We start from the raw sequence: 12,939 nt of genomic DNA, 5'->3' as shown, positions 1-12,939 counted from the left end.
TCACTCTATCTATTCATGCTGCCTATCCCTTAATCCCCGTACCTGCTATTCCACCGACAATATAACGCTGTGCGAAAAAAAATACAGCGAGCGGAGGAATCGAGATGAGACAAGTAATCGCCATAATCGACTGCATATCGACGCCGAACATGCCCTTGAACTGTGCTAATCCGAGCGTCAGTGTGTACTTCGACTGATCATTAAGGAAAATAAGCGGCCCCAGATAATCATTCCAGCAGCTCATAATTTGAAACACAGCGACTAAAATGAGCGATGGTCCCATGAGCGGCACTATAATCCGCACAAGAATTCCAAATTTGCTCGCCCCATCTATAGTTGCCGCCTCATCAAGCTCACGCGGAATCGTAAGAATAAACTGCCTCAGAAGGAAAATGAAGTATGCTGATCCGAACCAAGAAGGTACGATAAGCGGTTTAAGCGTATTAATCCATCCCAAATAGTTGAACTCCATATACTGCGGAATCATTGTCACTTCCCAAGGAACCATCATCGTCGCTAGTACAACTAGGAAAAGTAGATTGCGTCCCTTAAAATCAAATCTCGCGAACCCGTAAGCTACTAGAGTACAGGATATCAACTGGCCAATCGTAGACAACGAAGTTACGATAAGCGTATTTTTCAGAAATAAGTTAAAAGGCTGCGTCGTCCATGCTTCCGCAAAGTTGCTAAATTTCCAAACCGAAGGAATCCATTTGGGCGGAAACAAATACAGCTCCGTCTGCGACTTAAGAGCGGTCGTTAACGCCCAAAATAACGGGGCAGCGAACATCAGCGAGCAGAAAATCAGCAGCGAATAAACGATGATCCGCCTCATACGGATCTCCCCTTTCCACTGGACTTTGATTTCTTCTCCGGCAAACGTTTCATTTCGCCTTCATAGAACACCCAAGCCTCTGACGACTTGAATACAAAAAAAGTCAATGTGAGCACAATAAGAAACATAAACCATGCGTTTGCAGCAGAGTAGCCCATTTTGAAAAACTTGAACGCATTCTCATACATGTACATCGCATAGAAGTACGTAGATTTCATAGGGCCTCCGCCCGTGAGCAATAACGCGAGAGTGAGCTGTTGAAATGCCGCTATTATAGAAGTAATTAGGTTGAATAAAATCGTCGGTGTTAGCAGCGGAATCGTTACGCTGATGAACTGCCTGATCATACCCGCCCCATCAATCGATGCGGATTCATAAAGATCCTTTGGAATCCCCTTGAGCCCAGCGAGAAAGACGAGCATCATTGCGCCTTGTCCCCATAGGCTTGCGACAACCATGGCTACGAGAGACCACTGTGTTTCATTCAGCCAGTCCGGGCCTTGTACACCGACGAGTGACAGAAAATAATTCAATATGCCATAATCACCGCTGTACACCCAAGACCAGATCATTGCTAAAGCAACACCTGAAATAACAGAAGGCAAATAAAATGCTGTTCGAAAAATCGCGCTGCCCCGTGTCTTCTGGTTAAGAAGAATCGCAAGTCCCAACCCAACTGCAATATTGAGCGGTACAAATAGCGCTGCAAACTTAATCGTGACGCCGAATGACTTCCAAAACAACGGATCATCCGTAAACATTTCTACATAATTGCCAAATCCAATAAATTGCACCTTGCCCACGATCGGCCAATCAAAAAAAGAAATAATAAGTGAAAACAACAACGGTCCCAAAGTGAAAACGAGGAATCCAAAGATCCATGGAAAAATGAAGAGGTAGGGCACAGCCCCACCCCATCTGCGTTTCAGGCTGGCTGAATGTTTTCCTGCTGTCTGTGGGTAGGTCTGAGCCATCTCCTAACCTTCTTTCTGCAGCTATAATGTTATTTCAAGTAACGCTCGCTATCTTTTACGGCTTGATTCAATGCTTCCTGCGCATTGCTGCCATGCATAACTGCTTCTACTGCCGCGGAAAGCTGTCTATTCACTTCATTCCACTTTGCATTAAGCAGGAAAGCCGGTGTATTGTCAGAACGTTCAAGCATCGTATAGTACGGCTTGTACAGAGGATCTTGATCTTTTTTGAGCTCTTCCACGACGCTTAATCTTACTGGCAAATCAGCTACGCGCATCTTGATCGCTTCATTCGATACATAATATTTGATAAATTCCCAAGCCAAATCTTTTTGCTTGGAATCCTTCGCAATGGACAGCGCAGATTCTGCGACAACGCCTTTAACTTGCTTGCCTGGAAATGCTGGCATCTCCACGGTGCCTACATCAATGCCAGCTTGCTTGAAAGATTCGAGCGGCCAAATTCCGCTCTCCCACATAGCGATTTTGCCAGCTTTAAAAATATCCTCGCCGCTTTGTTGGCCTTTACCACCTGCAAGCACGGCAGAGCCGTCCTTTAACATGTCGCCAAACATTTGAATCACACCTGCTGTTTCGCTGCTGTTCATGTAACCTTCTATTGTTTTACCGTCATCCGATATATAGGAGCTGCCATTGCTCCATACAAACCCTTGCAGATCATAAGTGTCATTCTCAGCCCGAACTCCGAAGCCATATTGCTTCTTCGTTTTGTCCGTCAGCTGTTTGGAGATTTCTTGAAACTCATCCCATGTCCAGCCATCCTTCGGATAAGGAATCTTCGCATCATCAAACATTTTCTTGTTGTAGTAAACAACACGTGTCGTGAAGCCTGCCGGAATGCCATAAAGGTTGTTGTCAATTGTCGCGTAATTAAATAGGCCGCTGTAGAAGTCATCCTTTTTCAGGTCCGCATCGCTGTCTGCATAGCTGTTAAGCGGCTCAAGCGACTGGTGATAGGTTGGAAAATCCCACATATACATGACATCGGGAGGATTTGTAGCCCCGAAGCCTGCAGCCAGCTTTTGGTCAAATCCATCTGCGTAAGCCTCTACCTGAACCTTCGTGCCTGGATGATTGGCTTCGAACTTCTTAGCGATATCCTGCTCAATCTTGAGCGCATCCCCAGTATCCCATGTGGCGAATCGAAGCGTTTTCAAAGCTGTAGAACCTTTTTCATTATCAGGCTTCGCTGTCGTGCCATTTGTACTTTCGTTATTACCTGAACATGCTGTAAGCATTGTCACAGTCATAACCGTCGTAACAATAATAAGAGAAATTTTGTTCTTCATTCTGGCAGCTCCCCTATCCGTGTAGTACTTCGTAATTGAACTGCTTTCATCTTAATAAAAATGAAAGCGCTACAAAACCGTTAAACATTCGAATGTTGGTGTGGTTTTGTTCGATTTACTTGGGAAGGTGCACATCTGTTTGGAGCGTACTGCCTTTTTGTTGGGTACGGTAGTAGCTGGGCGTTTGCCCCGTGCAGCGCTTGAACCATTTACTGAAATATTTGCTATCGCCAAGCCCTGTACGCTCGGCTATGTCCTGCATCGTAAGGTTCGTTTCTTTCAATAACACATATGCCAATTTCAGCTTGCGTTTATACTGATAGGCGACAAAGCTGTCTCCTACTGCTTTTTTGAACAGGATCGAGAAATGGCTGCGGCTAAGGCCGACCTGTTTGGCCACGTCGCTGACTGACCAATCTGCCGCTGGGTTATCATGCAGCAAGTTAACTGCTCGCCAAATTGCCTCTGGCCAATCCACCGCGGATACGCTGTGGGCTTTCTCCAGTTCTGCTTCTTTATGAAGCGCTGACCATGCTTGAAGCCGTTCATCCGCATGCATGAGCGGCCCTCTTTTGGCCCACTGCAGCTTCGTATTCTTGCTCTTTTGCTCCACCAGCAGCATGTCCAAGACATTTAATTTAGATTGCGGGACGATACAGTAGCATCGTTCCTCCCCATAAGTAATAATCGTCCCTTCACAAATCCTTTGATCCTCGTATGTCACTTTCTTCAATAGATCAAGCCAGGACGACTCGCAGCCTGAAGTCTTGACCAAATAGATATAGACAGGCTCGCCATCGAAAGACCACTCCTCGCGAGTACGTTTCTCCATCTCGCCAATAAATTTATGGTTATGTCCATTCAACCAAGCGTACAACAGGGTGCTCAAGCGCTCTCCTTGATCGATGCCCTTTTCTTCAAGCACCGTGGATTCCGAAGCCGCCCCCAGTTCACTCTGGAACTTCGCCAGCATTCCTTCCAGCTCTTCGTCTTCGAAGGCGGTTTTGAGCAGATAACCTGATGCGCCCAGCTTCATGCCCTGCTGCGCGTATTCAAAATCCCGGTGGCAGCTGAGTAAAATTATTTTTGTATGAGGAGCCTTCTCCTTTACTTTCCGTGATAATTCGATGCCATCCATCTCGGGCATGACAATATCTGTTATGAGAACTTCAGGCTGATGTTCAAGAAAAGCATCCCAGGCTTTGCGGCCGTTTGGAGCGTCAGCGACCACTTCCATTCCATATTTATCCCAAGGAACGGTTGAGCGAAGTCCTTTGCGGACAATACTTTCGTCATCTGCGATTAACACCTTAATCATCTTGGTTGCTTCCATGCAGGTTATCCTCCTTTTTGGGCCATTCAATGATGATCGTAGTCCCTTCACCCTGAATCGAATGTACGGTTAACCCATACTGCAGGCCAAAATGCAGTTTGAATTTCTGATCGGCATTTTGCACCCCAAGTCCTCCTCGGCCCTTGCGATTCGTCATATTGGGCAATAATAGAAGCTTTAGCTTATCTGGCGAAATGCCAGCTCCGTTATCAGATAACTTAAGCAATAAATGATTGCCTTTCTCCTGAACGGTCAAACGGATCACACCCTTGCCATCCTCGAAGCCATGGAAAAAAATATTTTCGAACAATGGCTGCAGCGTCATTCGAGGAATCAGATAGCGTTTCAAATGCTCCTCGCATTCCAGCTCATACTCGAACGTGGAACCATAGCGCACTTCTTGAATTTTCAAAAAATGATCAATCATCCGAAGCTCACGTTCCATAGCAATCAACTCCTGTGAGATATCCAAATTACCCTCAAGCACCATCGTAAGGTGATACAGCATCTGACGGATATCTTCTGCTCCTTGCAGTCTCGCTTTCCATTGAATCGAATTAAGCGTGTTAAACAGTAAATGGGGATTAATTTGATAATGGAAAGCCTTAAGCTCCGCCTCCTTCTTAAGTCGCTCGCTCCGTTCCACTTCGCCTATTAACGATTGTATCCCGCTGACCATATTATTAAAGCTTGTATCCAAGATGCCTAGCTCGTCATGGGATTCAACCTGAGTCCTCGTATGCAGCTTTCCGAAGCTTACCTTCTGCATCGCATCCTTAAGGCGGCGAATCCGTGCGGTAAACCGGGAAGAGAACAAGTATGCGAGTCCAAAGGCCAGCAGACAGGAGCCAAAAGCGACGATGACGGTATTCGACCGTATAATGTCGGAAGAGCGATAAAAGGATGCAGCAGGCAATCTTGCCTCAATGCTCCACCCATTAACAGCAAGAGTTTTAGTCCATAAGATGTCACTTTCTTTGGGTTGGAAGGCGGTTGCCGTCTCATAGATAATCCTTCCTTGTGGATCATCAATTTTGAGATGTGCCTTCGTATCATTCTCGAACAGCTGGAACATATGAAGCAGATCTTCGGCATTTTCTTCGATTAATATTTTACTGCCTCGCAGCGCTCCGTAAGGACTATTAACCGGTACCGCCAAGCCAAGCAATGAGATCCCGTTCTCCATCGTTTCGCCCATAGCATGGTTCTGAGAGTAAAATCCTAACCAATACTTGCCGCCAATCGAATTGTTCATGGCTTGCCATGCGGGAATAAGGCTGAGCTTGGATACATCAAGATTATTTTCCCCATAATAATAGCCGGAACTGGTAATAATATAGATGCCAATCGTTCGATCGGATTTAAGCGCTTTCAAAAGTGCTTCGAAATCATTTTTATCCATGATATCTTTATACGTAGTAGGTACGTGATCACTTAGATCAACGCGCGCAGGATCAAGCAAATAGGAATAAATAGTTTCTGTTGTCTGATTCATTCGATTCAAATAAGAGCTCATCTGCTGTTCCAATTGAGCCACTGCATTATCTCCATATTTGCCAAACTGAGAATTAATGACCTTCGCAGATTGGTAATAAGACAAGGCTCCAAGCGAGAGCAGCGGAATAATGGTCACAATGAGAAAACAGAAGAGCAGCTTGGTTCGTATGCTCCGGTAAGAGCCAGACAAAAGAGGAAGTTTGAGTTTCTTAAGTACATGATTCATCATAATTACAGCCTTCCTCCTCCACTCCATAATACTTGAAGTGTATCATGGACCTCTTTTACCGAACAATGAGAAGCAATTCCAGCAAATATGCTGTGGACGACAACCCACCAATCACAATTGAGATCTTATTCCCATAAACGTCAAAAGCACCTCCCGTCAGCCTATTATTGGCTTATTGGAAGTGCAGTGATTCATTCGGTTGTATACTCATTCCCCAAAATGAGGAACACGCTCGACGTCCATGTAAACGCTCGATCACGTAAACCTTGACCCGTCATCGCATCGAAATTTTCGGCCATCCCGCTTCGGTCCAGCATCGCGCAGAACCGGCGTGAGACCATTTCAGCAAGCTCAAGATCTCCTGCTGCGGCAGCACCTTCAACCAGTATCATAGTCGAGGGCGCCCAGATTGGACCGCGCCAATAGCCGTCAGCACTATAGAAGGGACTATTCACACTCTCCGTCGCCCAGCCATTAGCAGTTAAGAATCTGTTCTCATCACGCAGCCCTTCTAGCAGTGCAGTACGGATATGCTCAGGTAGACGTTTGCCCAATATAATTGGAACGAACAATAATAGGCTGTCTCCTTCTGATAGCTCATGCGTACCTGATCGGCAGGCAGTAAATTGACCATTTTTCCAAAAATGGCTGATCATTTTTTTCATTGTTCCCTCAGCAAGCTGTCTCCATTCGACAGCTTCTTCCACATGACCAAGCCGTTCAGCAATTCCAGCTAAAAGCTCTGCTTGAAGAATAAGAAAAGCTGCTAAATCTGGGCTCTCTACCGGAATGCCATTGTTAAAAGCCGTACTGTTATCCCAGCCGGAGTCGTTGCCATGATTGTATTGCGGAATGCCATCGCTATCGCCATCGCGGTAGTTGAACCACCATTTTGTCCATTTGGACAAAGGTCCATAAACCTCACGAAGCTGCGTTTCCTTAATAAAATCGGTTCGTGCCATCATCCAAGCAAGTGTCCATCCATGAATCGGCGGTTTGTTGCAATTCCACAGTTCATATTTATCGTTGATGAAATCCGGGATAAGCCCACTCTCATCCTGTCGGTCAAAGAAAATCATAAACTGATCCCATGCTAGCTTCGGATCATGGCGAACAAGTGCCATCGCATTAAAGCAATGATCCCAGCTCCAAATGTTCGTCATCCAATTCTTTGACATATACATCGCTGGCCGAGTGAGACAGCCTTCTGCCGGAACGAGGCAGGACCACGTAATATAAGCGGCAAGTACTCGGCTTTCTTCCCAGCGTTGTGGCAGCGTTAAACTATTAATCAACCACAAATTAAACTCTTCCTTCACTTGCTTAACGACATCATCAAAAGGTTCCCAAGCCATCCGCGGCTCCAAAATGGTCCTAAACTCTTCAATAGCAAATTCTAATTTACCTGTATTATTGTCCGGCAAGAAACTTGCGATAACATATGAGCTTTTGATTTTGTCCCATGGGACTTCCATTCGCAGCTCGCCAACAAGCGCAGTAAGCATGAACCTGCACTCATGGGTGAAGCTGTTTACTTCCCAGCTGCTAGGTGACGCTTGATAGGCATAATCATAAGCGGCCGTACGGAAGGTCAAGCGAATTTCGCAGCCATTCGCGCGAACACGGAATGTCCGGCTGTCAGATATACAAATTTCTGCCGTTAAGCCGCGTTCCGATGTCAACTGAATCCGCTCTGGGGAAGCTTTGGATAGGAAAGATACAGATTGGCCGCTTTCATCGAGCATATCGATATGGAAAGCTTCGCCGAATTTATCATCGCCACCGCGCACGGTGCGCATATATAGGCCTTGTTGTCTATCTTTGGCTTCAGGCAAAATGGAGATCGCTAGGAACGATTCTCTTCGACTGAAAGGTACTATACTTAAGTCAAAGTTCATATCTAATCTCCTTTACGAAATAGTATACGCTTTCATTGTATCGAAAGGAGTTCTCGGAAAAAACGGACAGTTGTTTCTGATGGGTGGGAAATTTGTTTCGTTAGAGGCTTTGTTTATCACGATGGGGGAATTTTGTTCGATGAATGCAGTACTTTTGTTCGAATCGGTATTCAAAATAGTTCTTAAATTTGATCATTTACTTGAATCATTATTTAGGTGGGGACTTGTCCCCCATTTTTACAATACAATGAGAAAGAGGATGTCCTCATGCCATGAGATTGGCAAAGGCATCCTCATTTTTTCCAGATTAAAAACCTTATCATTTACAACTGTATACTCTAATCTCCACAATTTCCGCTCGCGGGCTGCCATTCGTACTTTCGACAACCAATCTTAACTTATTGGTTTGTACTTCATTTATGGAATGAACTCTTTTTCTTATTCGATTATTTGTTTCTCTATGCAAAACAGTCCACCCGTTGTTTATCCAAGCTTCAATTCGGTAGTCTTTGACGAGCTCCGGAATAACTAAAAAAGGCGTTTCGTGATGATGAAGGTTAATTAAATCCTCGTTTACATCATCGTTGAAGGTCACATGGATTTCGGACACATTTGTCGCTTCGATTAAATCAACCTCAATCCATTCGTCAACACCGGCTTTCAGCGGTTCCGATACCCAAATATGCGGTCCGCCGAACGGTCTTGCGTAACCATCGTTTGCCTTGCTCGCCGCATAGGCTCCCGTTGCCGCCGAGAAACAAAATGGCTCGCGAACCAACCGCTTCATGCTCCATTCGGTGACAGGCGTATACCGCTCGTCATCATCGCGACTAGAGTGTTCAGTATGCATGCTCTCGAAAGATAGTACGCCGGTTAGCGGAACAGCCGACTTGAACAAGCTGATTCGGTCGTTTGCGCGGACGATGATAAATGCATTTTCCGCCGCTTCATCGCTACCCTGCACGAGCGGAATCTCGACCCATTGCCGCTCACCCGTGCTTACTTTCACCTTCACACTATGACGCAACGTTGCCGGAACGTAGTTTTCCGCACGTCCGGTATCCCACAGCTCAACGGTAAGCTCACTTTCCCCGCTTGCCGACAGCAGCAGCTCGAACTGTCCCATCTCACCTTCAATTGGAAATAGCAAACCGACGTCCTTTGCAAGGGGGTACGCCTCCGATGGCTGATCCAAGCAAATTCGCGTTAAAGTACTCGAAGCGCTCATGGTTCCTCTCCTAGCCAAGTCCAATGCATCCATGTTCCGTAATCCGATAATCGAAGCGTCACTCTTAAGCAAGATCTGCTGAAGTTCGGCAATATGGTACTCACGCAGCTCGCGCGGGGTAACGCCTTTCATAACGGACAACGCGGCTCCTGCCCCCGCAGCTTCTCCTATTACCGCGCAAGTTGCCATTACCCTCGTCGTGCCAAAAGCAACGTGCGTCGCGCTGATGTTCCGTCCGGCAAATAACAGATTGCTCACGTTTCTTGAATACAAAGAGCTGAACGGAATATGGTAGATTCCATCCGCATACAGATGCTTAGATCCACTCTCAGACGCATACATGCCTTGAGGGGGATGCAAGTCGATCGACCATCCACCGAAGGCGACGCTGTCGTCGAACGGACGCTGTGCCATAATATCGTTTTGATTCAACACCGTGTCGCCGATAAAGCGGCGGTACTCACGCTTGCCTGGGATCGAGCCAACCCATTCGAGTGTCATCGTCTCCGCATCAAATTGACCTGAATTTTTGATATAGTCCCATATCCCATAAATGACCGACCACAGTTCATCGCGGATTCGCTCGTTCTCATGAACGCTATCCAGCTCTCCACCCCATTCAATCCACCAATAGTGGCAGCCCGAATCGCCGCTGCGTATGACTCGTTTGATCGGAATGGATGTCGTCAAAATGTCCTTAGCGAATGACGGAGCGACAAAACGAACCGGCTTGCCGGTATCCTTCGTGTAGAACAGCAGGGTGCAGCCTAACGTAATGTCGTCTGCAACCTCTGGCGCCCAATCTTCCTCGTATTCGTGCTGCGCTTCACGCCCTAGACGATAGGCGGCTCCCGCTAGGAAACCGACCAACCCATCTCCCGTGCAATCGAGGAACACTTCGCTCTCGAAGCGAATAAGCCGCTCCGAGCCCATCATCCATCCGGTAACAGCACGGATTACTCGCTCTTCAAGCTCACCATCCGCTTCGACTTCCCGGACGTCTGTGTTCAAGTACAAGCTGATGTTCGGTTCCGCGCGAACGGCTTCCAGCAATGTCAAATCCCACAAATAAGGATTCCCCTCGGGATTGCGGTACTGGTTCTGGATGAACAACTCTCCCATGATCCCCGTCTCACGGGCATAACGATTTACTCCATGACCGGTTGCACCGCATACCCACACTCTCACCTCCGAGCTGGAATTGCCCCCCAGCACTGAACGGTTATGAACAAGCGCAACTTTCAAGCCCAATCTTGCCGCGGCGATGGCCGCGCAGATGCCCGCCAATCCGGCTCCAACTACGGTAATATCCGTTTTCACTAACTCATTTCTCATGGCAATCTCCCCCTGAATATAAGTTGTGTGTATCTTCAATTTCAAATATATTGCTATTCAAAGTATAAGAAAATGCACTATAATTACTTCAAGGATATACTTTATTTCAAGGAGTTTATAAGAATGGATCATCCCGCGCTATGGTCGCACACACCGACTGTAATATCCTATAACTATTGGCAAAGTATCGATCGATTCCAGCTTTCCGTGGACACTTACGCCAACTGGGTTATGTTCATACCTGAAAGTGGCCGATTTTCATTCCAGCTTGAAAGCCAAGAGGGGGAATCCAGCTTCGGCAGTATCGTCATATGCCCTCCTCATATTGCATTCCATAGAGAAACGCTTGAGAAGTTAACTTTTCATTTTATTTTGTTTCATTTAGCCGAAACGAACACCAACATTCACACAACGACAGAAAGCTATCCACATGGCCAAGTAATTATCGGGGACCCGGATCGCCTAAAATCTAATCTTCGAATGCTTCGTAAGCTATCGGGGCATTCGAATCAACAAGCGCAGCTTTGGAAGAATACGATTATTCACGATATCCTCCTGCTTGCCAGCGATCAATTCAATCCATTTCAGGAATCCATGCCAAGCGCGGTAGATCCTATGCTTGAAGCCATACTCGAGCGTTTGCAAACGCTCGCCTATACACCTTTCAACATCAATAGAGTGGCCGCTGAATTTGGTTTAAGCGCTGTGCAGTTGACGAGAAAGTTTAAACAAACTTTCTCTGTCAATCCTAGCGAGTACATCACATCCTTACGAATCAATCGAATAAAATCTCTTTTGATGGAAAGCGATTATACTTTGCAGGAAATTGCTGTACAGTGTGGTTATGACAACGGATATTATCTCAGCCGTATCTTCTCGTCACGTGTCGGAGTCAGTCCTTCTGACTATCGGAAAAATAACAAAGTATAACGATATGAAAAGGCTCAATCTGACTGACATGTTCTCCAAAAAGTGCCTATCTAGTAGATAGCATGCAGAAAATGGTTCCAGAACAGAAGCCCAGTCCGAATGGACTGGGCTATGATTATAATAATAAGATTGCTGGAAGCTTCCGCGAGATTCGGGTCTAGCCTGTATACCACAAAAAAGGGGATTACTCAAAAGTCGTAAGCTCGCAACCGAGTTCATTCGCTTTCTTCTAAATCAGTTTCCGAGATAGTATCCAAAATAGAGAGGATCGCCTTTACTGCCTCTGCGCGGGTAGTGAATTCGTTTCCTTTAAACCAATTATTACCTCTGCCTTGCAGCAATCCTGCATTGACAGCAGCTGCAATAGACGGTTCGGCCCAGCCCATCATTTCTTTCGAATCGTTAAACGCAGTGCGGGGAACATCATTTGTATCCAGTTTTAATGTTCTAGCCATGATTACCGCTAATTCGCTGCGTGTAATATTTCTAGCTGGCCGGAAGGTTTTGTCAGGAAATCCGGTGATAATCCCCTTTTCTACCAACGCCAACACACTCGTATTAGCCCAAGCTTGAATAACATGCTGATCTTTGAATATAGCTTTGTTTTCTTTGGGGTATAGCTCCATCGCTTTAGCTAGCATTGCGGCAAACTCTTCCCGTGTGACTGATCGGTCTGGTCGAAAGGTATGATCCGGGTAACCAACCACAAATCCTAGTTCCAACGCGCGTATAATATTTTTCTCCGCCCAATGACCGGCAATATCCTTTAATTGAATTTGAATCTGCGGTTTAAATGTAAAATCAATTTTTTTGCTCACATCGATAGTACTAGCATCCAGATCTCTCGTCATCAATTTCACTTTTGATAGCTCAGCTGTGATCGCTGTTCCTGCCTTTTTTTTGCTGATTACATCAAATTGAATTTTTGCTAGATCGAGATTCCCGCTATCTCCTTGCTGGTTCCCTGTTTTCGTACCAAATATCAATAATTTCCCCGGTTCCTTGTCAAAAAGTTTGTGAAAAGATGCCGAACTGAACGCACTGACTATCTTTTTAAAGCGCAAATGCTCTGCAGGATATAGGATAGTTAGTTCGTAACCATAGACAAGTTTCGCATCTTTTGCAGAAACAGATAGCTCGATTGTATCTCCGGGCTTCACCTCATCGGACTGACTAGTAAATTCAAATGTGGTATCGCTTGCTGCTGCTTGTACATTGTTTGATGGTTGCAGGATTGAGGCTGCGATGAAACTAATGAGTAAAATAACTCTCATTGCAAAACGCGAATATTTCATCCTATGCTGTCCCTTCTTTGCCATAACTTAACGAAAGGGGGAATCCGAAATCCCCCTTTCGTTATCCGAACATGG

9 protein-coding genes are annotated in these 12,939 nt (G+C 45.9%); 1 reads left to right on the top strand and 8 read right to left on the bottom strand.

What is annotated here, in order from left to right; genetic code table 11:
- Positions 1 to 22 precede the first annotated feature (22 nt).
- The 7 genes from AC1DOV_RS10095 to AC1DOV_RS10065 form a co-directional block, all read right to left on the bottom strand.
- Positions 23 to 835: a carbohydrate ABC transporter permease gene (locus tag AC1DOV_RS10095; RefSeq protein ID WP_076270487.1), complete on the bottom strand. Its 813-nt coding sequence runs from the start codon at positions 833 to 835 to the stop codon at positions 23 to 25.
- Positions 832 to 1,809: a carbohydrate ABC transporter permease gene (locus tag AC1DOV_RS10090; protein WP_441909316.1), complete on the bottom strand. Its 978-nt coding sequence runs from the start codon at positions 1,807 to 1,809 to the stop codon at positions 832 to 834. The genes AC1DOV_RS10095 and AC1DOV_RS10090 overlap by 4 nt, the downstream gene beginning before the upstream one ends.
- 29 nt (positions 1,810 to 1,838) lie before the next feature.
- Entirely contained in the window at positions 1,839 to 3,119 is a 1,281-nt protein-coding gene (locus AC1DOV_RS10085; protein WP_339203950.1) for an ABC transporter substrate-binding protein, read from the bottom strand.
- Positions 3,120 to 3,234: 115 nt separating this feature from the next.
- Positions 3,235 to 4,452: a response regulator transcription factor gene (locus AC1DOV_RS10080; RefSeq protein ID WP_477549826.1), complete on the bottom strand. Its 1,218-nt coding sequence runs from the start codon at positions 4,450 to 4,452 to the stop codon at positions 3,235 to 3,237.
- Entirely contained in the window at positions 4,430 to 6,178 is a 1,749-nt protein-coding gene (locus AC1DOV_RS10075) for a sensor histidine kinase (protein ID WP_477549825.1), read from the bottom strand. Before AC1DOV_RS10075 ends, AC1DOV_RS10080 begins: the two co-directional genes overlap by 23 nt.
- Before the next feature lie 191 nt (positions 6,179 to 6,369).
- A complete protein-coding gene (locus AC1DOV_RS10070; RefSeq protein WP_477549824.1) occupies positions 6,370 to 8,076 on the bottom strand; it encodes an amylo-alpha-1,6-glucosidase in 1,707 nt (568 codons plus the stop codon).
- Positions 8,077 to 8,395: 319 nt separating this feature from the next.
- The gene (locus tag AC1DOV_RS10065; protein WP_477549823.1) at positions 8,396 to 10,639 is read right to left on the bottom strand and encodes an FAD-dependent oxidoreductase; all 2,244 of its coding nucleotides are present in this window, start codon (positions 10,637 to 10,639) and stop codon (positions 8,396 to 8,398) included.
- A gap of 123 nt (positions 10,640 to 10,762) precedes the next feature.
- Between AC1DOV_RS10065 and AC1DOV_RS10060 the strand changes: the two genes are divergently transcribed.
- The gene (locus AC1DOV_RS10060; protein WP_477549822.1) at positions 10,763 to 11,569 is read left to right on the top strand and encodes a helix-turn-helix domain-containing protein; all 807 of its coding nucleotides are present in this window, start codon (positions 10,763 to 10,765) and stop codon (positions 11,567 to 11,569) included.
- A gap of 215 nt (positions 11,570 to 11,784) precedes the next feature.
- Here the strand turns inward: AC1DOV_RS10060 and AC1DOV_RS10055 are convergent, their stop codons facing one another.
- Positions 11,785 to 12,864, bottom strand: a complete 1,080-nt coding sequence (locus AC1DOV_RS10055) for an S-layer homology domain-containing protein (protein ID WP_477512107.1) — start codon at positions 12,862 to 12,864, stop codon at positions 11,785 to 11,787.
- Positions 12,865 to 12,939: the final 75 nt, after the last annotated feature.

This window comes from Paenibacillus sp. 01T47 (assembly GCF_056398245.1).
This window is presented reverse-complemented; position numbering and strand designations above follow the sequence as displayed.

What these genes read in the sequence shown, in the direction of transcription:
- AC1DOV_RS10095 (WP_076270487.1), bottom strand. Translation starts at nt 835, where the DNA reads ATGAGGCGGATCATCGTTTATTCGCTGCTGATTTTCTGCTCGCTGATG.
- AC1DOV_RS10090 (WP_441909316.1), bottom strand. Translation starts at nt 1,809, where the DNA reads ATGGCTCAGACCTACCCACAGACAGCAGGAAAACATTCAGCCAGCCTG.
- AC1DOV_RS10085 (WP_339203950.1), bottom strand. Translation starts at nt 3,119, where the DNA reads ATGAAGAACAAAATTTCTCTTATTATTGTTACGACGGTTATGACTGTG.
- AC1DOV_RS10080 (WP_477549826.1), bottom strand. Translation starts at nt 4,452, where the DNA reads ATGGAAGCAACCAAGATGATTAAGGTGTTAATCGCAGATGACGAAAGT.
- AC1DOV_RS10075 (WP_477549825.1), bottom strand. Translation starts at nt 6,178, where the DNA reads ATGATGAATCATGTACTTAAGAAACTCAAACTTCCTCTTTTGTCTGGC.
- AC1DOV_RS10070 (WP_477549824.1), bottom strand. Translation starts at nt 8,076, where the DNA reads ATGAACTTTGACTTAAGTATAGTACCTTTCAGTCGAAGAGAATCGTTC.
- AC1DOV_RS10065 (WP_477549823.1), bottom strand. Translation starts at nt 10,639, where the DNA reads ATGAGAAATGAGTTAGTGAAAACGGATATTACCGTAGTTGGAGCCGGA.
- AC1DOV_RS10060 (WP_477549822.1), top strand. Translation starts at nt 10,763, where the DNA reads ATGGATCATCCCGCGCTATGGTCGCACACACCGACTGTAATATCCTAT.
- AC1DOV_RS10055 (WP_477512107.1), bottom strand. Translation starts at nt 12,864, where the DNA reads ATGAAATATTCGCGTTTTGCAATGAGAGTTATTTTACTCATTAGTTTC.